Raw genomic sequence first — 23,967 nt, forward strand, 5'->3', positions numbered from 1 at the left:
GGTTATTTCACGCTATCATGAGTGTAAATTTAGATCTTAATCTAATCTGTAGATGTTTGTTTTTCGTATCTTTCTTCTACTGTTTTCTTAGCATCCTCTATAGTTTGTTTGCTTAACTCCTTCATATCCTCTTCTAATTGATCTCCAACATCATCAATATGATCCATGGTCTCTCTAATTTTGCTTTTCAATTCTTTCTTTTGTTTATGTGTGATAAGCTCTACTCTTTTTAGTACATCCGCATAACTATTTAAGTTATTTCGTGTAGATAAAGTTGTAAATGAGTAATCGTTATGGACTTTCATAATATCGAAATTGTTTTCAACTCGCTGAACATCTATCTCATATAATGAATCTTTCTTCCAATCTTCCCAAGCCTCGAGTACAGCTTCCGCTCGTTCAAACTCTTCTTGAAGCTCTTTCTCATCTTTTGCGGAGGCAAATATGCCACCTGTTACTTCGGCCATTTCTTCTAATTGTTGTTGGGCTTCAGCATCTGTCTGGAAACCTATGATGTTAATGATGGGTTGGGCATTTGAGTCAGAAAGCTCTTTGGCAACTGCTATCGGGTCCCCGTCACACGTCTCAATACCATCACTAACCACATAAATTAGGTTTGTGTGGTTACTAGAATCGAATTCACTCAAGGCTTCCTGAGACTGTTTTAAGGCATCAGCCAATGGAGTCCAACCACTTGACTCAAATTGGTTTAAAGCATTTTGAAATTTATCCTCATTATACGTATCAAATCCATACACTTGTTCAATGGCACCACAAGATAACTCTTTATCGCTGTCTGCACTCGACCCTTTGTGTCCATAGACTCTTAAAGATACATTCGCTTCCTCGGGGACTGCGGATAAGAAATTATTTATAGACTCTTTAGCTACATCCATTCTGGTTCCACTGCCAGCGGGGTTCGCCATACTACCACTGGAATCTAAGATGATCCACGTTGTAATTTTCTTTGAAATGGAAGCGTTCGTCAGGTAAATCAGGATTTCCGAAAGATGCAAATTCCCATTTTTTAATGACATCCTGTGGATCTGGATAGTCCTCCGCAACTAACCAATACATTTTTCGTAAGTATAATTCATAATCTTCGTCTGTTGGATTTTCACCCAACGGACCAATGTCGGCCATTTCTTCTTGGATTTCTTCTTCTAGATCATAAATACTGTCCGCATTAGCAAATTTACCAGGAGACTGATTGGCTAACCCTTCAACATCTGTTGGAATTGGATCGAGATCTTCCAAAGCAATTGATGAATCACCTTGATTTTCTTCGCTTTCTTCTTCATCCTTTTCGAGCTCATCATCGTCTTGTTCCGCATTCACTTCTTCAGATTCTACTTCATTAGAAGGTTCTTCTTCAGCACTTTCACCATTATTACAGGCGGACAGTATAGATAAAGTTGAAAATAAGATTAATAAACATTTGAATTTCATTGCTATACCCCTAGCTATCAGACCTTTTATTCTTCTGTTGTTTGAGAATTATATTTATCTTCAATTAATTCTTTAGCTTCTTCTAGGTTTGAATCTCTTAATTCTTTTAGGTCCTCTTCAAGTTGATCAACTGTCGTCTTAATCTCACTTATAACAGCTTTATTTCTTCTTTTTAGTTCTTTTCTTTGTTCATGTGTCACATACTCAAGCTCTCTAGATATATCTGCCATATTGTTCATACGATTCCCTATTTGGGTTGTCGTGAAGGACCAATCATTATGAAGTCCCATTATGTCAAAGCTACTATTAACTCTCTCTGCTCTTAAATCTCTCATTGCACCATCTTTCCATCTTTTCCAGGCTTCCATAATCTCTTCTGCTCGCTTAAATTCTTCTTGTAATTCCTCTTCATTATTAGCTGAAGCAAAGATTCCTCCTGTTACCTCTGCCATTTCTTCTAGTTGTTGTTGGGCTTCAGCATCAGTCTGGAAACCAATGATGTTAATAATCGGTTGAGCGTTGGAGTCAGAGAGCTCTTTCGCAACAGCAACAGGATCTCCATCACATGTTTCAATACCATCACTTACAACATATATCAGGTTCGTATGGTTACTCGAATCATATTCGCTTAAAGCTTCTTGGGATTCTTTTAGAGCATCAGCTAATGGAGTCCAACCACTCGATTCGAATTGATTAAGAGCGTTTTGAAATTCACTCTCATTATACGTATCAAATCCATATACCTGTTCGATGGAACCACAGGATAACTCTTTGTCACTATCTGCACTCGAGCCTTTATGCCCATAGACTCTTAAAGATACATTCGCTTCTTCTGGCACTTCGGATAAGAAACTATTAATGGACTCTTTAGCCACATCCATTCTAGTTCCACTGCCGGCTGGATTTGCCATACTTCCACTGGAATCCAATATAATCTCTACGTTGTAATTTTCTTTGAAATGGAAGCGTTCGTCAGGTAAATCTGGATTTCCAAATGAAGAGAATTCCCACTTTTTAATCATATCTTCTGGATTTGGATAATCTTCAGCGACTAAAGAGTAAAAATATCGTACGTACTTCTCATATTCTTCATCAGTTGGGTTATCACTCATGGGCCCTAAAACATCCATTTGTTCTTTAATTTCATTTTCTAAATCAAATAAACTATTAACTCCAGCGAATACTCCCGGAGATTGGTTAGCTAGCCCTTCAACATCCGTTGGAATTGGATCGAGATCTTCCAAAGCAATTGATGAATCATCTTGTTTTTCTTCGCTGTTCTCTTCATCCTTTTCTAATTCTTCGCTGTCTTGTTCCGCATTTACTTCTTCAGATTCTACTTCATCAGTAGTATGTTTCTCAGTATTTTCACTATCTTTACAGCCAGACAATATGAACATTGTGACTAATAACGCTATGAAAAATTTAAATTTCATCTTCAAAACTCCTTAGTTTTAAAACTGCTACTTTTTTTAAGATTGTTATCTATTAAATCATAGTACCCTATACTAGATTGCTTCATACGTTCAATTACTTTGGGTATAATCTTGATAGCTTAATAAATAAACGTTTTACTTTTAACATTTGTGATGTAGCAGTTTTAAAACAATAGATGTATCCTTCTTCTTATTAAGTTATTTATTATATGGTGCTTTACTCTTTTACAATAAATTAGGCTTAATTTTTAATAATATAATTATTCGCCGCCTCCAATATCTTCAATTAGTTCATTGAACTTGGTTACTAAAGTATTACCAAAATCTCCTCCGCTAAACGCTTGCGAAATTACACCAACAAGAATAACAATTACCGCTGCAATCCCAATCCATTCTAGTGTTTGAGACCCTCTCTCATCTTGCTTGATTTCCTCCGATTTGTTCATCACCTTTGCATACATGTTCATTAAAAATTTCATAATAATTTTCCTCCTTATTTTTTAAAATAAATTAAATATACTATTATCACCCATTAACATATTCATGATCATTAAACCCGCAATGATCATTATGGAAACGGGTGCAATTAAAAATGTTGTAACTAAAGTAACCTTTGGTGAAGCCTTAGCTGCTAGTTCTTTAACTTGCTCTTGCCTTATCTGTCTTAAGTCGTCGGCTTGCACTTTAAAAGTTTGGGCGATTGGAATCCCCAATTCCAATCCTTGAATAAGTCCTTTAATTAATGATTGAAATTCTTCATTTTCGTTTCGTTTAAGTAATTCTCTGTAAGCCTTCTCTCTTGGAACTCCTAAATCAATTTCCTGATTAAACCTAGTAAACTCTTCTCTTATCGGTCCATCAAAATGAAGTATGACCTCCCTTAAGGCTTGATCTAAACTAACTCCCGCTTGCAAACTCGTGCTGATTGTATCCATAAAATCAGGTAAATCACGCCGTAAAGCTTGTTGTCGTTTCTTCACCTCTCTTTTAATTAAAATGATTGGAATGAAATAACCAATAACTGGATTAAATACCAGCATATATTGAGAAAACGGTAACCCTATTAATACAGCTAAAACACCTGCAATAAAGCCAACGATTAATAGAAAAATTTTCAAACCTTGAAATCTAGCAACCGTCAGCTTTAATGGGTTCCCGGATTTTCTTAGCCACTCTTCAACCATGTGGTTTTCACTAAAAAAGTTAATCCGCTGACCTAAATCTGAAAAATCATCGGCATACTTTGTTACATGACTAAATATTTCGGCACGCCTATTTTTCTTCTTTTCCTTCTTTTCGAACGGATCAGTGTTGGTCACATCTGATACATGCTCTAGTGCTTCCCGTTTATCCTTTAGGAAGGACCAGTAGTGCTTTAGACAAATCAATGTTGTAAACCAAAAGGCTATAATTGATAAAATGATTAATGCATCCATAAGCTACACCTTTATATTCGTAATTTTTCTGATAAGAATAAACGAAAGAACAATAGCTCCTACAAACAAAAAGAGTATGATTAATCCAAACCCGGACCACAATGGATCAATAAAGCCATCAATGACGTTATTCATGACCAGTAGTAAAAACACAGGGAGTGCCGGAACGATGAATGATATATATTTTTGTTCCGATGTCATCGTCTTGATAATTTGGTTTAAAATTTTACGATCTTCAAATGTGTTGGCCATTGTTTCCAGGGTAAGAGCGAGATTCCCACCCGTTTTCTTTTGAATTAAAAGGGTTGCGATAAATAAGTTGAAATCTCTTGATTTGTTTCTTTTTTGAATCGATTTAAATGCATGCTCTAATGTGACACCCATCTTAAGTTCATTAGAGATTCGTTTGAACTCTACTCCCGCAGGCCCATCAATTTCTCTAGCGACAATGTCAATTCCCTGGTTTACTGTTAGCCCTGAGCGAGCCGCGTTACCAAGTATTCGGCAGACTTCACTTAACTGTTCGTTGAACCTTGCCTCATAGCTGTTTTTCCTAAAATAGAATAATAGGTAATTGGCAATAAACAAGATTCCAATCGGGAGTAACAAACTTAAATTAAATGGCATGCTAAATATAGAATACATCATGACAAATAATGTCATGTAACCAACAATTAATATCCCTAAATATTCAGAGGGTAAAAGCTTCAAGTTCGCATTATGTAGCTTATCTCTGAGGGCTTGGGAAGATTCTCTTTCATCGAATCGATCTCCCCATTTACTAATAAAACTTTTACGCTCTTCTTCTGGAAACCATTTTTTTACTTTCTGGTTCCATTCTTTCTTCTGAGACCTATAACCAAGGAAGTAATACCCTGCAATAAGTAAAGTTAGTATGGATAAACTATAGAGTATAGACATGGTTATATTCATCGCTATACCCCTCCTTGGATTCAAACATAGACGGTCGAAATTCAATCCCATGTACTCTAAGATGAGGTAAGCATTTAGGTAAAATTCCTGTTGCCGTGAAATGTCCGATTACATTCCCATCTTCATCCATTCCAGTGCGTTGGAATTTAAATATGTCTCTTACCTCAATCTTTCCGCTCGAAGTCTTTTCAACTTCAGATACATTCATGATTTTACGTGTTCCGTCGGTGAGCCTTTGAACTTGAATAATATAATCTAATGCTCCAGTGATATAATCACGTATAACCCCAGTAGGTAAGTCCATACCAGCCATGACAACCATACCTTCTACACGATTGATCGCATCGATTGGTGTGTTGGCGTGAACGGTAGTTAAAGAACCTTCGTGACCTGTGTTCATTGCTTGAAGCATATCGAAAGCTTCAGACCCCCGAACCTCACCTACGATAATTCGATCTGGTCTCATTCTTAAGGAGTTTTTGACGAGTTGTCGGATGGTTATTTCCCCTTCACCTTCCACGTTTGGTGGGCGAGCTTCCATTCCAACAGCATTAGGTCGTTCTAGACGAAGTTCGGCTGAGTCTTCAATGGTAATGACTCGCTCTTTTGTTGGGATTGATTTTGCTAATGCGTTTAGTAATGTTGTTTTACCACTACCAGTACCTCCAGAGATCAAAACACTCAATTTCGTTCTGACTAAAGCTTGCATAAAAGCTGACATTTCATCTGTAAAAGTGCCGAACTCTTGTAAATCATCCATCGTAAATGGTGTTTTGCGAAACTTACGAACGGATAAAAGAGTACCTCCTAAACTGATTGGATTAATAACCGCATTTACACGGCTACCGTCTGGTAATCTAGCATCTACCATTGGGGAACTTTCATCTATACGTCTACCAAGAGGGGCCACTACCCGATCGACAATATGTCGAACATGATCCTCATCTTTAAATGAAATATTGACCCTCTCAAGTTGACCTCTTTTTTCTACATATACTTCTTTAGGGGAGTTGACTAGGATCTCTGTGATATCATCATCTTTTAATAATGGTTCTAATGGACCAAAACCAACACTTTCGTCAATTAACATGGAGAGCATTCGTTTTTTATCCTGCTTGGGGATGACGACTTTTTCTTCTGCCATAAAATGGTTGACGAAACGCTCGATTTTTAAACGTTTATCTGAATCGCTTAAACTAGTAATCTGTTCAAGGTTCACTTCCGTTAATAATCGCGATTTATAGTGTTCGACTAATTCTTCTATATAACCTGAATTAGACCTAAGTTCAGAATCAAATTCTTGCTCTAGCTTCTCTTTAGCTTCTCTTTGAAAAAGCGACATCCTCTCACCCCCCTATATTTTATTTCAGCATGGAATGAACCCATTTATTGATGTCCTTTACAAATGGCGACAGCTTTTTCTCTTTAGGCTCTTTTCGTAACGGCTCACCATGATTAATTTTAGCTTGAATGTTTTTCTGATCTCGGCGGATTTCTGTCGCAACAGGGTATGATACAAAACGTTCTAAGTCTTTCTTATTTAGTTCAGTATCTTTACCTTTGAAGTTAATAACCATTTCGAGTTTATCTTTAGGATTGATCCCCAGTCTGGTGAATAAGCTTTCAACACTTTTTAAAACGCGCATGGAGACAGTATTGATATCCATTACATAATAAATTAAATCGGATTCTTCTAATGCCATAAGTGTTCGCTCATCCATCCATATAGGCAAATCAATGATAATAAAATCAAAATTACGTTTACTAGCTCTCAATAACCTTAATACAAAGTCCTCCGTAATTCTCTCTGCTAATTCGGCATCTTTAGGACTTACCAGAACATTTAATTCTGAATGTGATTCTCGCTCGGAGACATTTCGTATATGATGCTCCCCTAACTCGTTTATGACAGGAATCAAGTCAATCATCGAGCGATTGCTTTCAATACCTAAATAAGTCTCTGCTCCTCCATACTGAAGGTTCAAATCGATGAACAGGACTTTCGCGGTTGATTCAAGCTTTAGAGTTTGGGCAAAGGTCGTGCTGATGAGGGATTTACCTGACCCTCCTGAACCACTGTAAAAAGCAAAGACTTTACCTCCACCTCGCTTATAACCACCCGTGTCATCTAAGGAAAGGGTTCGTTGAGCATGTTCTCTAGCTAGTTCTTCTAACCTTTCTTTTAAAATGAGTTCTTCTCCAGGTAAGACAAAAAAGTCTGTCACACCAATTCGTGTAAGGCCTCTTAATAAATCAAAGTCTTCTTCTCCATTCACACAAATAATAGAAGCACTCGGGCTCTCAGCTAATACGGCCTGAACCAAATCTGCCGTCGAATCATCTTGATTGACGACTATAATAATCTGAGCTTCAATTTTTTTAAGTTCGGCTGTTGTGATATAACTAAGGTTAAATTCATTGCTTAATTGTTCATCTAATGTCTCATTAAGCTCAGGGTGATTACCTATTACAAATAAATCATTAACTCTATCCATAGGTCTCCTCCAAGATTCATTTACTAGTCTTCATCTGATTCGTCTTCTGAATCATTTTCTTCATTATTATTTTCATTTTCGGCTTCTTCCCCATCACCTGATTCATCTTGTGGTGTTTCAACTTCTCCAGACGGCTCATTCTCACTTACATTTGCTCTTACGACTCTTAAGCTATCTGCATAATTTTGTAAGTGTACGAGTTCTGTAACTCTATCAAATGGGATTTCTAATCGAGCCCCAGCAAAATCTCCACTTTGATTCGCTGTTTGAATGACACTAACATCCTCCATAAAAATTTCAGTTACAGGTTCATCATCAAATTCATGGGAGACGATAATGTCGGCTCGATCTCCAGGAGCAAGGACTTCATCAAAATAAACTTTTTCAGATTGTATGAGTGATATAATCCTTGTATTCTCATCTGTAATCGCAGACGCTTCTTTCAGCATACTGTTCGTAATAATTTCCCCTTCTGAAAGAGGAACAAGTGATACCATGTTCCTTAATTCAGCATCTGAAGTTATGTATTCATCTCTTAAATATCTTTGGGGTATTTGCTCAGTTGTAACATCGTTGGGTGTGATGATTTTTCTTGATGAGATTTCACCGTTAGCTTTATAGACGGTGACAAAAGATCCGAGGTCATTGTTTAACGATTGGACTTTTTGTAGGATTAAATAACCTGATGTAGCTGCTAATAAAATGGCTAAAATTAGAAAAATAATTGCTTTTCTTTTAGATTCCAGCACTCCTCTTACCTTCCTTCTGCATAAATTACACCTTTTTGACTACTATAAAATTTCCAGGAAAAATACCTTAAATTCAAGATAAACCTTTTATACTAAAGGGTTTACGGCTTCTTCTAGTTACCATGTTACCAAACTAGGAATTTTTTTCTATAAATCTAAATCCTCAAAAAAAGACCCTAGGTTAAGGGTCTTTTGGACTATTTTTTCCTTTTTTGTTATCAAAGCGTAAGTCATAAGTCATGTTTGGTTGGAAAACCTATACTATTACCACCCAATTTCTTCTAATTCAACATATGTTGGAATAAGCGAGTTATCATATACTTCACGAATATGGTCTGCTACTTCCTCTGTTTGGTAAATTTCAGCTATTTTTTGGTATGCTTCATTGTCCGTTTCATCAGCACGAGCCGCAATGATATTGATGTATGGTGTTGCTGTATCATCCTCTCTGAAAATAGCATCCTCTACTGGTATAAATCCTGCTTCAACTGCAATACCGTTATTAATGACAGAGACTGCAACATCTGGTAATACACGAGGGGTCTGAGCTGCTACAACTGGTTCAAATTCTAGATTTTTAGGATTCTCTTCAATTTTATCTAGATCTCCATTGCCGTCGAAGTCATCTGGCAAGCCAATGAGACCGGCTTGTTCTAGTAACAATAACGCACGCCCCATGTTAGTCGCTTCTTTTGGAAGTGCTACTTTTCCACCTTCAGGAATCTCATCTACACTCTCATATTTTTCTGAGTAAATACCCATTGGAGCAATTATCGTTGTAGCAATAGGTTCTAAATCTAAATCATGCTCTTCAATGAAAGCATCAAAGTAAGACACTGTTTGGAAAGCGTTAATGTCCACATCACCATCCGCTAAAGCTAAGTTCGGACGAACGTAATCAGCAAATTCCACTAATTCTAATTCGATTCCCTCTTCAGCAGCCAAATCAGCTACCTTTTCCCAAATCGGAATTCCGGACCCGTTTAAGCCTACTTTAACAGTCTCATCTGCTCCTGAGTTACACCCTGCTAAAATAAAAGTAGTCACCATAAATGCTAATGTCATACTTATGAACTTTTTCATGTTATATTCCCCCTAGGTTATAATCTTCGTAGTTTTTTAGATAAATAATTTCCAATCATTTGAACGATTTGGACGATCACAACGAGTAAAACCACTGTCGCAATCATGATATCTGTCTCAAATCGTTGATAACCATATGAAATAGCTAAGTCTCCTAAACCTCCACCGCCAACGAATCCAGCCATTGCAGATGCTCCGACTAAACCAATCGTGGCAATGGTTAAGTTTAAGGCGATTGAACTCAACGCCTCAGGCAGAAGAACTCGGAAAATGATTTGCCAGTTTGTGGCTCCCATAGCTTGAGCCGCTTCAACCACTCCTTTATTGACCTCTAAAAGACTGCTTTCAACTAGCCTTGCGACAAAAGGAGCTGAGAAGAATACCAATGGCACTACGGCAGCTGCCGTTCCAATTGAAGTTCCGACTATGAATCTGGTAATTGGTAATATCGCAACCAATAAGATAATAAACGGAATGGAACGAAAGATATTTACAATAACGTTTAATACATTAAAGACTGGGCCGCTTTCCATTAATCCATTTTCACGTGTGACAACGAGCGCAATTCCTAATGGAATACCAATTAAACAAGCTAACAATAACGAAATTCCTACCATTAATATCGTCTCGTTCGTCGCTTCAACAATTCTTGGCCATAGCTCTAAAACACTAACGTCCATCGGCTTTTACCTCCTGAATAATGACTTGTTTCTCAAGGTGTTGTAAGGCGTTATTAATCTCCTCATCTTCACCTTGTAACTCAACGATTAAATTTCCAAAAGGAGTTTGTTGTAACTCAGTAATTTGGCCATACAAAACATTCACCTCTACATTAAAATGTTTGGCCACATTTGATAAAACGGGTTGACTTGCCGAACCGTCTCTGAAGGTGACGCGATATATATGACGGGCCTCAACTTCTTTTAATATAGACTCTGGAATTTCGTCATTCATCACGGTTTGAACGAATTTTTGTGTTGTTGGATGTTTAGGTTGAGAGAATAAGTCAAAAATCGATCCATGTTCGACAACTTTTCCGTTCTCCATCACCGCCACTCGATCACAAATTTCCTTAATGACATTCATCTCGTGGGTGATAATTAAGACCGTGATGTTATATTCATCTCGCACCTTTTTTAACAACTTTAAGATAGACTTGGTTGTCTCTGGATCAAGGGCAGATGTTGCTTCATCACACAATAATATACTTGGTGATGTAGCCAGTGCTCTCGCAATACCGACACGCTGTTTTTGACCGCCCGACAATTGATCCGGATAATGGTTCGCACGATCGGTTAATCCTACAAACTCTAGGATCTCCTCGACTCGTTTTTTGACTTCACGTTTTGGTGTACCTGCAAGCGTGAGCGGAAACGCGATATTATGGTATACGGTTTTGGTTTCAAGTAAGTTGAAATGTTGAAAAATCATTCCAATATCTCGGCGGATATTTCGAAGTTCACTTGCTGATACTCGGGACATGTCTTGACCATCTATCTTGACTTGACCTGAAGTTGGACGTTCCAATTGGTTTACTAAACGGACTAGCGTACTTTTACCAGCACCACTAAACCCTATAACTCCAAAGATTTCCCCTTTCTGAATGTCCAAATCGACTTGATCAACCGCTTTAAACGATGTCCCTTCATGCTCGAATGTCTTGGTAACTTGATCAAAACGAATCATGTAAGTTCCTCCTAAACATTAAAAACCCTCTCCCCTTATCCAAAAAAGATAAGAAGAGAGGGTTGCATTCATGTATGTATCCCAGCTCTTCTTATCTTTCAAACACTTATAAGTGCTTGCTGGAATTGGCACAGTATCTGATCGAATCAGATCCGCTGCCGAGGTTTCTTAGGGCCAGTCCCTCCACCTCTCGGGATAAGAAGAATGTGTTTCGTATTATTTTGTGATGTTTTCCATAATAATCTGATTTTTATCTGATGTCAATATTTTTTTAACATTATTTTTATTGCTACGGGCCACCTATTGTCTAGATCATATCAAGATTTGTCTAATTAATTTTTAGTTTTGTCTTGTAACCTATACCTTTTGTTTTTTCGTTAGGAAATCCACGATTCCCATAGCACATACTTCCAAGTCTAAATTCAAGTATTTATAGACCTTATGATTGCTCGGAACGTTTTGTTCTACCAAATGTGTTGTCACAATATGGCTCAAACCCTCTGTTACGGCAACAGTTTTTTCTTCAAATGAAGCTTCCGATTTCTCTTTAAACACTTGCTCCCCTACTTCAACAAAACGAGGCAGCCAGAAACGGATTTGCTCATAAACATGCTTAGGGTCACGAGAACGTCCGTAATGCCCAAAGTAAATTTGATCTACGTTTAAGTTCTCGATTTTCTTAAGTGAATTCAGCATAGCATCAGGGTCAAACTGATTCGGTGATGTGGACGGCAACACGAAGTTAAGCCCTTCTGCTTGTGGGTAATAGACTCCAATGGTATCTCCTGTAAAAATTCCATTACTTAATGAATCATAGATACTAAAGTGATGCTTTGCATGACCGGGAGAGTCGTAAAACGTCAGTACTCTATCACCAATGTCTAATGTATCACCGTCCTCTTTCGCAACTAACCGGTCTTCTGGCACCGGAACGATTGGATCGAATAATTCATCAAACTGATCTCCATAAACAGCTCGAGCTCCAGCGATTAACTTTGTCGGATCGGCTAAGTGACGTTTTCCTTTAGGGTGAACATACACCTTCGCATTTGGGCAATGCTCTAGAAAAAGTCCAGCACCCCCTGCATGATCTAAATGAATGTGCGTCACAATAATATGTTTTACATCTTTGGGATCAACCCCTAAATCTTTTAGACCTTCCAATAAATAAGGCACAGACGGACTAGCACTTGTTTCAACTATCGTTAATTCTTCTGAGTGAATAATGTAAGACCCTGTCCGTTCTGGCATTCCTAAATCAAACAAATCTATCAACGTCATATCATTTCCTAAATCAACTGGTTGTGACATAGCGACCTCCTGTTTGTTAAGTTCTCAATAACTGTTTTCTATTTTTATTATAAAAAACCTTCTTTTAAAGGCTCTAAAATTTTCCAAAATGGAGTATAATGTTGTCTAAAAGGGAGCTGGGGATTATGAAATTTTTAAAAAAGGATGTTAAATCGAATGGCAAAACGATTCAGTACACTTTAATCACACAAAAGAGTGACCAACTCGTGATTGTGCTACCTGGAGCCGGATACACTGCACAAGCACCGTGGCTTTATTATTCAACAAGTTTATTTGTAGAAAAAGATTATGATGTGTTACACGTCAATTATTCCTATACTCAAAATGAATTTGAGGCGTTAGGGGCGACCGGATTTAGCCAAGACGTGTGCCAGGTAATTAATCAAGTAGTGTCTAATTATAAAGAGATTATTTTTTGTGCCAAATCACTTGGAACCTTAGCATTATCACATATTATAGATGAATATCAACCCAGCTATTCTATTTGGCTCACTCCACTCCTGCAGCGAGATGATGTCTATCAAAAATTAATAGAAACCGACTACAGAGGGCTTATTGTAATTGGCGATGAAGACCCCTGTTATATCGAAGATCGATTTAACGATATTAAAGATAACTCTAGCTTGAGATTAACTTTAATAAAAGGTGCCAACCATGGCTTAGAGCTAAAAGATCAACACCCCTCGCATTCCATAGATGTTTTAAAAGATTACTTGAATCAATTGGATCATATTCTTTGTTAATTAGATAATAAAAATAGATTTTAAGATAATAAATCCTTAAAAATAGAGAATAAGTTTTTAAATTTAGATAATAAATCTGAAAAAATGGATAATAAATTCTTAGATTTAGAGAATAAACGCTAAAAATTAGATAATGAATTCTTTCATTTGACGATAGTCCTCTCCGGAGATTAAACTTAAATAATAAAAAAATTTCGAAAAGGAGTGATCGTATGGCAACTGAACGGCAGAAATTTTTCGAAGAATTCAATCAGGCGTTTATGACAGGTGATGTGGATTTTATTCTAGATAGTGTAACAGATGATGTTCGGTGGGAAATGGTTGGTGACGATATGATTGTAGGTAAAGAGGCCCTTCGTGAAGCACTAGGTGGTGTCAAAACGAACGACACGTTTAAGTTAACCATTTATAATACGATCACTCATGGGACTGCTGCATCCGTTAATGGCGTCATTACGTTCACAACGAAAGAAGGCGAACATAAAAAGTTTGGCTTTTGTGACGTTTATAGATTGAGTAGTCATAAATCTGGAAAAATAAAAGAGCTAACCTCTTATGTTGTTGAAATGAATTAAAATGGCAAAATCCCGCTGAGGCGGGATTTTTCATTGAAAATGAAACTGTGAAACGAATTGGATAAAATCAACCTCTAAACTGTGATGGTATTTGGTTACAGCATAAGCACTTACATTAGGAAGGTTTAGATGAGGGGTTTCAATCTGAAGGATTCTTCCTTCTAACACTTCCCTGCGTATGGTTGATTTAGGTAGAAAAGACACGCCAAGTCCACTAATAATGAACCGTTTCGTAATATGGTTTTGCGACACTTTCATCGTTTTCGTTTTGGGGTATGTAGCTTTAATTTGCGTAAGCAACGAATCCCAGTACACGGGATGGTTATGCGTTAGTAAGTAATACTCTTCTAATAACTGTTCAACTTCGAAGGCGGGAGCTATTTCTGCATCTAATCCATCATGCGGGACACAGAAAACTACAGGATCATCATACAACTTCTCTTGATGCAATAAACTTTGTCTCGTTTCAAGTAACGTAAACCCTAGATCCACGTCCTCTTTAAGGACAGCTTGTTCAATTTGATTAGACTCCATAATTTCCACGGAAATTTCGACCTCTGGGTTCTCTTCTAAATATTTTTTCAAAACAAAAGGCATAATCGTATCAGCAATGAGTGGAGAAATCGCTAGTTTCAAGCTCTTTCTATATCCTTGTGTGTAAGACTGAATATTGTTTAACCCATCTTGATGAAACTTTAACAACTGACGAGCATGCGGTAAATAGACCCTTCCTTCTTCTGTTAAACGGACAAAACGTTTGCCTCTTTCAAACAAAGTAACCCCAAGTTCCTTCTCCAATGATTTGACATGAACCGTTACGGTTGGTTGGGAAACATAAAGTCTTTCCGATGCCTTACGGAAATTTCCTGTCTCTGCGACTGTTACGAAGGTTTTCATCCAAGACAACTCCATACTTCACACCCTTTAATTAATAATCATAATTAATTTAATTAATAACATTTAATTTTATTAATCAATCATACCTCATATAATTATAGTAGACAATGTAAGGAGGGATTTACATGATTTATAAAGGACTTAAAGGCGTAACATGCACGGAAACGACATTATCCATGATCGATGGTGAACGAGGTAAGCTCATCTATGCAGGCTACGACGCGAGAGATTTATCCATGAATCACTCGTTTGAAGAAGTCGCATATTTGTTGTGGTATGGAACATTACCGAATGAGTCTGAACTACAGTGGATTGAAGAAAAGTTTAAAACGCATCGCAACCTTCCTCACTATATGAAAAACATCATTGAAAACTTACCTAAAGAATTGGGAATACTCGACGTCTTACGTACAAGTATCTCATCTGTACATTTGAACTCACCAGAGATCCCGACGGTGGAAGACGCTATTCGATTAACTGCCATCATACCAGCCATCATCGCTTACCGATTACACAGTCTAGGTACGAAAAAATTCCCAACTATTCGCCAAGACCTTAACCACGTCGCTTATTATTACTACATGGCGACTGGTATTGACCCAAAACCAGAACTCACTCACGCACTTGAAACTTATATGATTTTAACGATGGAACACGGATTAAACGCTTCGACCTTTTCAGCACGAGTAACAGCTTCATCAGAGTCTGATCTCGCATCATCTATGACATCTGCCATTGGAACCATGAAAGGCCCACTACACGGCGGGGCTCCAACTGGTGTCATAGAGCTATTAAATGATGCTTCTCATTCCAACAATATTAAATCGATGATTCGTGAAAAAATGGAACGCGGGGAAAAGCTAATGGGATTCGGCCACCGTGTTTATAAAACACTCGACCCTCGAGCAGAGGCCTTAAAAGAAATCCTCCAGCAAAACCCAAAAGCAGATCAATGGTTTAGCTTAGCTTTGGAGCTTGAGGACATTGCGATTCAAACACTAGAAGAATTAAAGCCTGGACGCAATCTTTACACAAATGTTGAGTATTATGCGGCAGCTGTCATGAAAGCATTAAACATTGATTCGTCACTATTCACTGCCACATTTACCGCGAGTCGAATAGTGGGTTGGTCTGCCCACGTTATGGAGCAACGTTCTAACAATACGATATTTAGACCAAATGCTGAATATATTGGTCCTGTTCCGACAACTTTTTAACCCCTTTTTCCTAAGGGGTTTTTATTTGGTTAAATAACTTAATTTCGGTTATTTTCGTGTTAAAACGGGAAAAAAGGATAATATAGGTAATGATAGAAGAATGGCGATAGACTCAGAGTCATATTATCATGTTGAGCAATGTGGTTCATGATAAAATAAAATTAAGCTTTGTCATTTCAAAAAACGAGGTGGTAACATGTCCACAAAATTAGACCTTACCGAAGTAGAGCGCCAAAAATTACGCATGGCCAAAATTAGGCTTGGTGACCTACATTTAATTCGTCCTGAAGAATTAGCAAAAGCCATTCAGGTTACCTTAGAAAGAGCCAAATACATCACAGGTCTTGCGATATTCCAACAAATTCCTTCTATCGGTTACCGAATGGCTTATAACCTTGTACACTATTTAAATATTTACTCATTAAAAGAAATTAAAGATTATGATCCCGCCTACCTTTTCGATTGGTTTGAAGAGATTGTAGGCGAACGAATAGACCCTTGTGTAGAAGATCAAATCCGTTGTGTGATTCATCATGCCAACAACCCCGGTAGCGACAAACAGTGGTTTGATTTTACCGAGCAACGAAAAATGGATCGGCTAGCTTAGGTTATAAAATTGGGTAATCGGAAAATAGTGTGGAAAGAGGGTTAAAAAGTACCCTCTTCCATAGCCTTAGACAGTGTGGAAAAATCAGCACCATAAATTTCTTCATACACCCATTCATAACCAGTTTGTGACCAACTTGGGAATTGATCGGGTAACATTTTTCCAAAAGTAACTTCAACTTCTTTGAATTTCTTTTTCTTTTTAACTTTACGATAGCCTTGAGTAAACAAAATCTTTGCTCTAAGGGCTTCAAAAGAATAACCACGACCAACATGGTTCATTGTCTTAATTAAACGATTGAGGGATTCCGTATAAGCGTTTGTAATAGGAGAATTGAAATAGTTGAATATTTCTTCTTCCCAATTATTCATAGCCCTAATCAGATCTTCAAAATAAGTCATTAATTCTTTAGGTACATTTGAAACCCAATTTTGATAGAGTATATAGGCATCGTTGATTGATTCAGCTTCATAGATGTCAAAGAATTGCTCTTTGAGTTCATAAGCCTGTCCGAGTAATGGAAAGTTCTGAGTCCATACCTGTAGCTTTATCTGGTCATCAAAGTCTGTTAAGTCTTTACTCCTTGTAAGAAGCACATAACGATCTCTCATAAGTTGTCTACGTTCTTTGGCTGTAATATTTTTACGGTTAGCTTTTCGGATTTTCTCTAAGGCTTCATTGGCTAATTTAACGACATGGAATTTGTCAATTACGATTTTGGCATGTGGTATCACTGTGTTAACAGCACTCTTATAAGGATTCCACATATCCATTGCTACAAGTTCAATTTTATCAATGTCTTGGAGCTTTGAAAGATAACTGATAACATTATCTTTATTGCGTTTGCGTAAGATGTCAATTACTGACTTGTTTTCAACATCTGTGATGACACAACGATAGTTTTTAAGTAAATGGACTTCATCAATACCAAGCCATTTAGGAGTTCTAAAATCAGTTTGAGCTTCAAGCTCATCAACGTAGTCATTAAAGATGTTTCGTACAGTCTTTTCGTCAACGCCAATCTCTTCTGCAACACTGGTAAACGTTTTTACAAGGCTTGCTTCTTGAATCCAATTAATTAGCCTATTGGTAACAGAACGGCCTTCATCTATATCTGGAAGACTTTCAAAGAATGTAGCCCCACACTCATTACATTTGTAACGTTGTCTTTTAACGAAGATGCCAACTCGTTTAGCGTGCATCGGCAAATCAAAGAATAATTGTTCCTTTTTACCATGCTTATATAGATTAGCAACCGTACCACATTTTGGGCAATAAGAAGGAGGTGGCAATGTAGTCTCAACTAAGAACCTATAATCATATTCACTCTCCTTCATATCAATAATCTTAAAACTTGGTAGATTGAGCATATTAGTTGTCATTATTTCATTTCCCTTTGTTTTATTGAGCATTTAATAAGAAAATCATATGAATTGCAGTTAAATAAGAAAGGCATTACTTAGCTATCACAGTAATGCCTTCATTAGTACAAACAGGTTATTTAGAAAACAGTCCACAATTGCTTAGTATTTCATCTGTGCCAAGTAAGGTAGCTTCTTCTATCCCCACATTATTGGTTTCCATGAAAGACTGCACTGCATGGTAGCCTACTGCATAACCAGCAAATGGTGATAAGCCAACAGGTTGATAGCCTTGTTCCTTTGCAATGGTATCACCAAACATATAACTGCTGACCTCAGCAAACCCTTTAATATCTAAAGCATCCTTTATAACTTCTTTTGAATATTCTAAGTCCTCTTTATCAAAAGAAGTAACCCAAGGTCCTAAAAGATCTTCTCCATAAAGTTCTTTTGCAAATGACTCAGCTAAACCCTCTATAATTAAGTAATCACCAACGGTAACGTCTCCATGATCCCAATCAAAATATGAAAAACGGATATTATGATGGAATTCATGTGCAATTACAGCAGGAATCCTTGGAATATTATAGGAGTTTGGGTAAATAGATACTTGAATAAACCCTGGAATTCCTCCAAAACCACAATAACCTTTTTGTAATTCGAGCTTCTTCGGGTCAGCTATATACATACCAAATCTCAATTCATCAGCATTAATATTTATATTATTTTTTTCAATAAAATCAATACAATGATTCAAAGTGCTATGTGCTGTTTGAAGAGCCTGAATTTCTTTTAAACTTTCTAATGCTTGTCTTCCAGTTTGAGTATCTGATACATTAAGATAGCCAAGCATATTTGTAGCCATTATTACATCATACCCATTAGGTTGCTTAGCCTTTAATGGAACATTAATCATATTCCACATCTTTTCAAAAGGCTTCATCATTGAGTACCGATAAAAATTTTCTTTATCTTCTTCCATTGAAAACAATTTATCGTATTGTTCAATTGTATCCTCAATTATTATTTTCATTGCTACCACCTCTTATTTGATTATTCGTAAAGACCTCCATCGCCTCACTCATGAGTTTTGCTAAACCCTCACCATACTGATCTATATTTTTTGTGAAACGTTCATCATTAATATAAAGTTGACCTAATCCATAAAAGGCATCAAGAGAGTACTTACTAAAATTTTCATTTAAAAAGTCATACCATTGTTTAATTGTTGCTTGTACCTCTTGGGATTCGGGGGATTGATTACGAAGGCATGCAAGTTTATTGAAGATCATATCCCATCTATCAGATAAATCATTTTGTTCATCTTTGGACATTCCCTTTAGTTTTGCGTTTATCTCATCAATAGATTGATTTCCCCAACGGCGACGAGCCTCTTCTTCAAATTGGTTGAATCCAACGTTAATTCCCTCAAACCTCTCTTCATTCGTCATTTGTATTTCTCCCGCCATATGTTTAATCGTCTTATCAATGGTTTCAATCATTTTATCGACTTTTTTTCGTTTCTCAATCAACATTTTTCGTTGTAAAATCAATGCTTCTTGTCGGTTAAATAAAGGGCTGTTAATAATCTTTTTAATTTCCTTTAAGGTGAATCCAAGTTCCTTGAAAAATAAAATTTGTTGTAATGTTTCAAGGTTTTCTTCTGAATAGAGTCGATAACCAGAATCAGTGATTTCTTTTGGGGTCAACAATCCAATCTGATCATAATGATGAAGTGTACGAATACTAACACCAACCAATTCTGCCACTTCTTTTACCTTCATATCCATCACTTTGCACCTCCTTCAATTACCACTATAGAGTATTACGTTACGTTAGAGTCAATAGAAAGAAGATACTTTATGAAAAGGGATTTTGTATTGAAATACTTATTTTTAAATGAAGAGCTTTTTTGTGAGCAATTATGAGGGTTTATAAGAATTCCACACTATTATCCGATTTACGATAAAATTTTACTAAGGAATGATTGTGTACGTGGATTTTGAGGGTTATCGAAGATTTGTACTGGATCTCCTTCTTCCATAATAACGCCTTCATCCATAAAGAAGACACGATCTCCCACCTCTTTAGCGAATCCCATTTCGTGCGTCACCACAACCATCGTCATACCTTCTTGCGCTAAATCCTTCATAACTTCTAATACGTCACCAACTAACTCAGGATCTAGAGCTGAAGTCGGTTCATCAAACAGCATAACCTTTGGATCCATAGCTAATGATCTAGCAATTGCGACACGCTGTTTTTGTCCACCAGATAAACTGTCAGGATACGCATTCTCTTTATCTGCTAAGCCGACCTTTTTCAATAACGACTGACCGATTTCTTTTGCTTCGCCTTCACTGACCCCTTTAACCTTAATAGGACCAAGTGTTATATTCTCTAATACTGTTTTATGTGGAAATAAATTAAAATGTTGAAACACCATACCAACTTGTGAACGTACTTCGTTAATATCAATGCGCGGGTCTGTTAATTGTTGCCCATCAATTTCTATCTCACCAGACGTTACATCTTCTAACAAATTCAAACAACGTAAAAACGTACTTTTACCTGAACCTGAAGGGCCAATAACGCAGACCACTTCTTGCTCTTTTATTTGGGCATCAATTCCCTTTAACACCTCTAGTTCACCAAACGATTTATGCAAGTCTTTAACTGTTATCATACATCAAGCTTCCTTTCTACTCTACGCAAGATTATCGATGTTGGAATAGTAATGAGTAAATAGAAAATACAAACCATAATTAACGTTTCAAAAATCTCAAATGTTGTATTATAGTACTGTTTTGCCATATAGAGAACTTCTCCAACTGCGATAACTGAAAATAAAGATGTATCTTTTAAACTTATTATAAATTGATTCCCTAAAGGTGGTATCATCCGTTTGAACGCTTGTGGCCAAACAATATAACGCATCGTCTGTCGTTCGGTCAGACCAATCGCACGACCCGCTTCATGTTGCCCTTTATCAATAGAGTAAACGGCCCCTCGAACAATCTCAGCTATATACGCACCTGCGTTCATCATAATCGCAATAATAGCAGCTGTCAGCTCACCGATATTTACGGCTGTTAAACCATAGTAAATAAATAGCACTTGAGCTAGAATCGGTGTCCCTCTGACAACCTCGACATAAACGGTACTAATCCCTCGAAATATCGCCACTTTAGATAGGCGACCAAGTCCAGTTATTGCTCCCAATATAAACCCTAATAATAGACCTACTATCGTAATATATAATGTTAGTTGAATGCCTTCCCACAAATATGGTAATGATTTTACATATGCTGAATCTAAAAAGTTTTCTATCATTCTTGTTAGATCTCCCCTTTAAAAATAGCGTAACAAGGAAGTACTTGTTACGCATGATTTCTAGTTTTTCATGGATGCTATTATATTAACTCTTATTGTGGTGGCGCTTCACCGAACCACTTCTCATAAATTTCATCGTATGTTCCGTTTTCTTTAATATTTGCTAAACCTTCGTTAATTGATTCTAATAGTTCAGGATTATCATCTTTTGGTAGAGCGATTCCATATGGTTGCCCTTCCATGACATCGCCAACGGTTTTAAGGCTATCAGCTGCATTTTCTTTAATGTAATACTGCACGTTAGGCAAATCATATAAAACGGCATCTAAACGGCCTCGCTCTAAATTCATATAGGCTGTTACAATTTCTGGATAAGCTGTCACTTCAGCTTCTGTATTATCTAATAAATATTCTTCACTCGTCGAGCCTTGACGAGCCCCAACATTTAAACCAGAAACATCGTCAATTGACTCGATATCAGAATCAACGGGAACTGCTAAAATTAACCCCGAATCATAATAAGCGTCTGAGAAATCAATGAATCCTTTACGTTCTTCTGTAATTGAAATCCCTGCAATTCCAATATCATGTTTACCTGATCTCATAGAACCTAGTAAACCATCAAACTCCATAGTTTCGAATTCAACTTCGAAACCTTGGTCTTCCGCAATCGCTTCTATTAGCTCAATATCGAACCCTTCCATTTCGCCTGTATCTGGGTTTTTATACTCAAACGGCTGGAAGTTAGCATCTGTAGCTACTGTATATGTATTACCATCACCACTCCCACCTGATGTACCACATGCAGCTAGTACCATTATGGTGAATGCTGCCGTCACTAACAACATTATCTTCTTCATTTAAAAAATTACCCCCCGAAAAAATTAATCTTACTAATAATATATTGTCTCACGTTTTAAATTTTTATTAAATTCAGATTTTTCTTGATTAAATCCTATAAAATTATATTTAGCCCCTAAATAACCACTAGAACTCTCTTGTTTTTACAATAACTTATAAATAAGCGATTAAACTTAAAATCCTTCCAGATTTACTTGGAAGGATTTAAAGAAGCATACTACTGTATAACACATTTTATAAAGCGAAGTTTTTGCTCTGCATAAGCCATAACATCATCTTGATATTGGCTCGCTAAATCTAATTTAAGGGATTCATATTCTTTTGCTAGATTTGGTTCTGCATTTAATCGGTCACGAAATGCGATATGTTCCTTCCACCAATCTCCCTCGTATTCAACCATATGTAAATAGTGAGTTTTTAAAGGGCGATTTGAATCTAGTGCAGTAAACTTCGCAAAAATAACTTTATTTTCTACAGTTTGCTTTCTCAGACGGTAATAACCAGCTTTTTGCATTGTTCTTAAACTTATATCTCTAGCATTATTTAATGGCTTTAAGCCAATCATGATGTCAATAATCGGTTTCGCATGAATCTCTTCAATTGCTGTACTTCCAATGTGTTCAATACCTAAAATATAATCTCCAATTAGCGATTCTAGTAATTCCTTTTCCTGATTAAACTGTTTTATCCATTCTGGGTTGTGTGGAACTAATTTCACTTCACCTTTTTGTAAACCTAACACAGAACCCCTCCTATAATGGTGTTCCTCAATCGTAAATGGTTCTAGCGCCAAATAGTAGTCTAATTTTTTCTTCTAAAATATGGTATAATAGAATTGCAAAAACTAAACAAATTCGCCTCTTACCACACGAGCTGCCTTGGGGTTATATTCCTCCATAACCTTTAATGATTCTTCTTCAAGAATTCCACCTATATAAGTATGAACGCGCTTCTTCAAATAATCATGACTCTCAATTAATGATTCAGTATCCATATAATGATCCTTTGTCGCAAAAACTATATGACGAATATTAGCCATCACAATGGTAGGTAAACACATGACGCATGGCTCAACCGTCGAATAAATAACACATTCCCTTGCATGCTTTCTTAAGTAACTTGAAGCTTGATTAATAGCATCGATTTCAGCATGAGCCGTATTATGATTAGTCGTCTCTATATGATTCGAACCACGCGCTATGATATTGCCTTCATGCACAATCACTGCACCAATCGGTAGATCTCCTCGCTCACCAGCCTTTTCCGCTTCCTTCAAAGCCTCTTTCATATAACTTTCATGATTGAACAGTCTAATATCCAAAAACAACACCTCATTTTCCATGATTTGCTAATAGTTTGTTTACATTATACAATGTTTATAATTATCTGAAAAATTAAGGTTACATACCTCATGAGGGATTGATTGAAGATATTCTTACTTCAAATATTTAAGGAGTGATTATTTGAAGCCTTATTTATATAGTGGAATGACAGTAGCTCTTTTGGCACTCATCATTAGTTTTGTAACTAATAACTGGGATATAGCATTTTCTATTACTGGCATTGCTGGGTTGGGATCTTTATTATTTGGAGGCATTCTATCTGGAGCTTTTATAAGTGGCGACCGCAATAGAGCCAATTACCATTCTGAGCCGAAAGAATTTCGCGAAAACCGACATCAATTTATGTTAAAACTACTTACCTTTGGTGCGCCAAATATTGTAGTGGCGATATTTACGTTATTCTTTGTAGGAATGTCAACATAATGGCACATAGGCCAAATACGGAGGAAAAT

At 36.9% G+C, this 23,967-nt stretch carries 27 protein-coding genes and 1 riboswitch; of the genes, 5 read left to right on the forward strand and 22 right to left on the reverse strand.

Annotated elements, in window-relative coordinates; translation table 11 throughout:
* Positions 1 to 41: 41 nt before the first annotated feature.
* The 13 genes from BMY57_RS04090 to BMY57_RS04150 form a co-directional block, all read right to left on the reverse strand.
* Positions 42 to 926, reverse strand: coding sequence for a VWA domain-containing protein (locus BMY57_RS04090; RefSeq protein ID WP_177176327.1), 885 nt, complete (start codon positions 924 to 926; stop codon positions 42 to 44).
* Position 927: 1 nt separating this feature from the next.
* Complete coding sequence (locus BMY57_RS04095; protein ID WP_091772758.1) at positions 928 to 1,449, reverse strand: hypothetical protein; 522 nt, start codon at positions 1,447 to 1,449, stop codon at positions 928 to 930.
* 26 nt (positions 1,450 to 1,475) lie between these two features.
* Positions 1,476 to 2,885, reverse strand: a complete 1,410-nt coding sequence (locus BMY57_RS04100) for a VWA domain-containing protein (protein WP_091772759.1) — start codon at positions 2,883 to 2,885, stop codon at positions 1,476 to 1,478.
* Positions 2,886 to 3,145: 260 nt separating this feature from the next.
* Positions 3,146 to 3,364: a hypothetical protein gene (locus BMY57_RS04105; protein WP_091772760.1), complete on the reverse strand. Its 219-nt coding sequence runs from the start codon at positions 3,362 to 3,364 to the stop codon at positions 3,146 to 3,148.
* Between the two features lie 21 nt (positions 3,365 to 3,385).
* Positions 3,386 to 4,321 carry a type II secretion system F family protein gene (locus BMY57_RS04110; RefSeq protein WP_091772761.1) on the reverse strand — a complete coding sequence of 312 codons (936 nt, stop codon included), beginning with the start codon at positions 4,319 to 4,321 and terminating at the stop codon, positions 3,386 to 3,388.
* Between the two features lie 3 nt (positions 4,322 to 4,324).
* Positions 4,325 to 5,254, reverse strand: coding sequence for a type II secretion system F family protein (locus tag BMY57_RS04115; protein WP_256205235.1), 930 nt, complete (start codon positions 5,252 to 5,254; stop codon positions 4,325 to 4,327).
* Positions 5,226 to 6,596: a TadA family conjugal transfer-associated ATPase gene (locus tag BMY57_RS04120; RefSeq protein ID WP_091772762.1), complete on the reverse strand. Its 1,371-nt coding sequence runs from the start codon at positions 6,594 to 6,596 to the stop codon at positions 5,226 to 5,228. The genes BMY57_RS04115 and BMY57_RS04120 overlap by 29 nt, the downstream gene beginning before the upstream one ends.
* A gap of 19 nt (positions 6,597 to 6,615) precedes the next feature.
* Positions 6,616 to 7,749 carry a CpaE/TadZ family protein gene (locus tag BMY57_RS04125; RefSeq protein ID WP_091772763.1) on the reverse strand — a complete coding sequence of 378 codons (1,134 nt, stop codon included), beginning with the start codon at positions 7,747 to 7,749 and terminating at the stop codon, positions 6,616 to 6,618.
* A gap of 23 nt (positions 7,750 to 7,772) precedes the next feature.
* On the reverse strand, positions 7,773 to 8,498 hold the full coding sequence (locus tag BMY57_RS04130; RefSeq protein WP_091772764.1) for a flagella basal body P-ring formation protein FlgA: 726 nt from the start codon (positions 8,496 to 8,498) through the stop codon (positions 7,773 to 7,775).
* A gap of 264 nt (positions 8,499 to 8,762) precedes the next feature.
* Complete coding sequence (locus BMY57_RS04135; RefSeq protein ID WP_091772765.1) at positions 8,763 to 9,581, reverse strand: MetQ/NlpA family ABC transporter substrate-binding protein; 819 nt, start codon at positions 9,579 to 9,581, stop codon at positions 8,763 to 8,765.
* A gap of 17 nt (positions 9,582 to 9,598) precedes the next feature.
* Positions 9,599 to 10,261: a methionine ABC transporter permease gene (locus BMY57_RS04140; protein ID WP_091772766.1), complete on the reverse strand. Its 663-nt coding sequence runs from the start codon at positions 10,259 to 10,261 to the stop codon at positions 9,599 to 9,601.
* Positions 10,251 to 11,267 carry a methionine ABC transporter ATP-binding protein gene (locus tag BMY57_RS04145; RefSeq protein WP_091772767.1) on the reverse strand — a complete coding sequence of 339 codons (1,017 nt, stop codon included), beginning with the start codon at positions 11,265 to 11,267 and terminating at the stop codon, positions 10,251 to 10,253. Before BMY57_RS04145 ends, BMY57_RS04140 begins: the two co-directional genes overlap by 11 nt.
* Positions 11,268 to 11,355: 88 nt before the next feature.
* A riboswitch (SAM riboswitch) is annotated at positions 11,356 to 11,469 on the reverse strand.
* A gap of 155 nt (positions 11,470 to 11,624) precedes the next feature.
* Complete coding sequence (locus BMY57_RS04150; RefSeq protein ID WP_091772768.1) at positions 11,625 to 12,578, reverse strand: MBL fold metallo-hydrolase; 954 nt, start codon at positions 12,576 to 12,578, stop codon at positions 11,625 to 11,627.
* Positions 12,579 to 12,703: 125 nt separating this feature from the next.
* Between BMY57_RS04150 and BMY57_RS04155 the strand changes: the two genes are divergently transcribed.
* Both BMY57_RS04155 and BMY57_RS04160 read left to right on the forward strand, forming a co-directional pair.
* Entirely contained in the window at positions 12,704 to 13,321 is a 618-nt protein-coding gene (locus BMY57_RS04155; protein WP_091772769.1) for an alpha/beta family hydrolase, read from the forward strand.
* Between the two features lie 212 nt (positions 13,322 to 13,533).
* Positions 13,534 to 13,896, forward strand: a complete 363-nt coding sequence (locus BMY57_RS04160) for a nuclear transport factor 2 family protein (protein ID WP_091772770.1) — start codon at positions 13,534 to 13,536, stop codon at positions 13,894 to 13,896.
* A gap of 30 nt (positions 13,897 to 13,926) precedes the next feature.
* Here the strand turns inward: BMY57_RS04160 and BMY57_RS04165 are convergent, their stop codons facing one another.
* On the reverse strand, positions 13,927 to 14,793 hold the full coding sequence (locus BMY57_RS04165; protein ID WP_246247403.1) for a LysR family transcriptional regulator: 867 nt from the start codon (positions 14,791 to 14,793) through the stop codon (positions 13,927 to 13,929).
* A 125-nt stretch (positions 14,794 to 14,918) separates the two neighbouring features.
* On the opposite strand from BMY57_RS04165, the gene BMY57_RS04170 reads away from it, so the two are divergent.
* Together BMY57_RS04170 and BMY57_RS04175 are read left to right on the forward strand one after the other, a co-directional pair.
* Positions 14,919 to 16,010 carry a citrate/2-methylcitrate synthase gene (locus tag BMY57_RS04170; RefSeq protein WP_091772772.1) on the forward strand — a complete coding sequence of 364 codons (1,092 nt, stop codon included), beginning with the start codon at positions 14,919 to 14,921 and terminating at the stop codon, positions 16,008 to 16,010.
* Between the two features lie 196 nt (positions 16,011 to 16,206).
* The gene (locus BMY57_RS04175; RefSeq protein ID WP_091772773.1) at positions 16,207 to 16,617 is read left to right on the forward strand and encodes a helix-hairpin-helix domain-containing protein; all 411 of its coding nucleotides are present in this window, start codon (positions 16,207 to 16,209) and stop codon (positions 16,615 to 16,617) included.
* A 41-nt stretch (positions 16,618 to 16,658) separates the two neighbouring features.
* On the opposite strand, the gene BMY57_RS04180 is transcribed toward BMY57_RS04175, so the two are convergent.
* The 8 genes from BMY57_RS04180 to BMY57_RS04215 form a co-directional block, all read right to left on the reverse strand.
* Positions 16,659 to 17,987, reverse strand: a complete 1,329-nt coding sequence (locus tag BMY57_RS04180; RefSeq protein WP_256205236.1) for an ISL3 family transposase — start codon at positions 17,985 to 17,987, stop codon at positions 16,659 to 16,661.
* A 127-nt stretch (positions 17,988 to 18,114) separates the two neighbouring features.
* Positions 18,115 to 19,011 carry a DUF2268 domain-containing putative Zn-dependent protease gene (locus BMY57_RS04185; RefSeq protein WP_091772775.1) on the reverse strand — a complete coding sequence of 299 codons (897 nt, stop codon included), beginning with the start codon at positions 19,009 to 19,011 and terminating at the stop codon, positions 18,115 to 18,117.
* Positions 18,995 to 19,768 carry a MerR family transcriptional regulator gene (locus BMY57_RS04190; RefSeq protein ID WP_091772776.1) on the reverse strand — a complete coding sequence of 258 codons (774 nt, stop codon included), beginning with the start codon at positions 19,766 to 19,768 and terminating at the stop codon, positions 18,995 to 18,997. The genes BMY57_RS04185 and BMY57_RS04190 overlap by 17 nt, the downstream gene beginning before the upstream one ends.
* A 170-nt stretch (positions 19,769 to 19,938) precedes the next feature.
* Positions 19,939 to 20,664 carry an amino acid ABC transporter ATP-binding protein gene (locus BMY57_RS04195; RefSeq protein ID WP_091772777.1) on the reverse strand — a complete coding sequence of 242 codons (726 nt, stop codon included), beginning with the start codon at positions 20,662 to 20,664 and terminating at the stop codon, positions 19,939 to 19,941.
* Positions 20,661 to 21,311 (reverse strand): amino acid ABC transporter permease, encoded by a 651-nt coding sequence (locus BMY57_RS04200; RefSeq protein WP_091772778.1) that lies wholly within the window; start codon positions 21,309 to 21,311, stop codon positions 20,661 to 20,663. The genes BMY57_RS04195 and BMY57_RS04200 overlap by 4 nt, the downstream gene beginning before the upstream one ends.
* A gap of 92 nt (positions 21,312 to 21,403) precedes the next feature.
* Entirely contained in the window at positions 21,404 to 22,171 is a 768-nt protein-coding gene (locus tag BMY57_RS04205) for a transporter substrate-binding domain-containing protein (RefSeq protein ID WP_091772779.1), read from the reverse strand.
* A gap of 218 nt (positions 22,172 to 22,389) precedes the next feature.
* Positions 22,390 to 22,914 (reverse strand): GrpB family protein, encoded by a 525-nt coding sequence (locus BMY57_RS04210; protein WP_091772780.1) that lies wholly within the window; start codon positions 22,912 to 22,914, stop codon positions 22,390 to 22,392.
* Between the two features lie 102 nt (positions 22,915 to 23,016).
* Positions 23,017 to 23,493 (reverse strand): nucleoside deaminase, encoded by a 477-nt coding sequence (locus BMY57_RS04215; protein ID WP_175615245.1) that lies wholly within the window; start codon positions 23,491 to 23,493, stop codon positions 23,017 to 23,019.
* A 142-nt stretch (positions 23,494 to 23,635) separates the two neighbouring features.
* On the opposite strand from BMY57_RS04215, the gene BMY57_RS04220 reads away from it, so the two are divergent.
* Positions 23,636 to 23,938: a DUF5316 domain-containing protein gene (locus BMY57_RS04220; RefSeq protein WP_091772782.1), complete on the forward strand. Its 303-nt coding sequence runs from the start codon at positions 23,636 to 23,638 to the stop codon at positions 23,936 to 23,938.
* Positions 23,939 to 23,967: the final 29 nt, after the last annotated feature.

The organism is Piscibacillus halophilus (assembly GCF_900110685.1).
GTDB classification, from domain to species: Bacteria; Bacillota; Bacilli; order Bacillales; family Alkalibacillaceae; genus Piscibacillus; species Piscibacillus halophilus.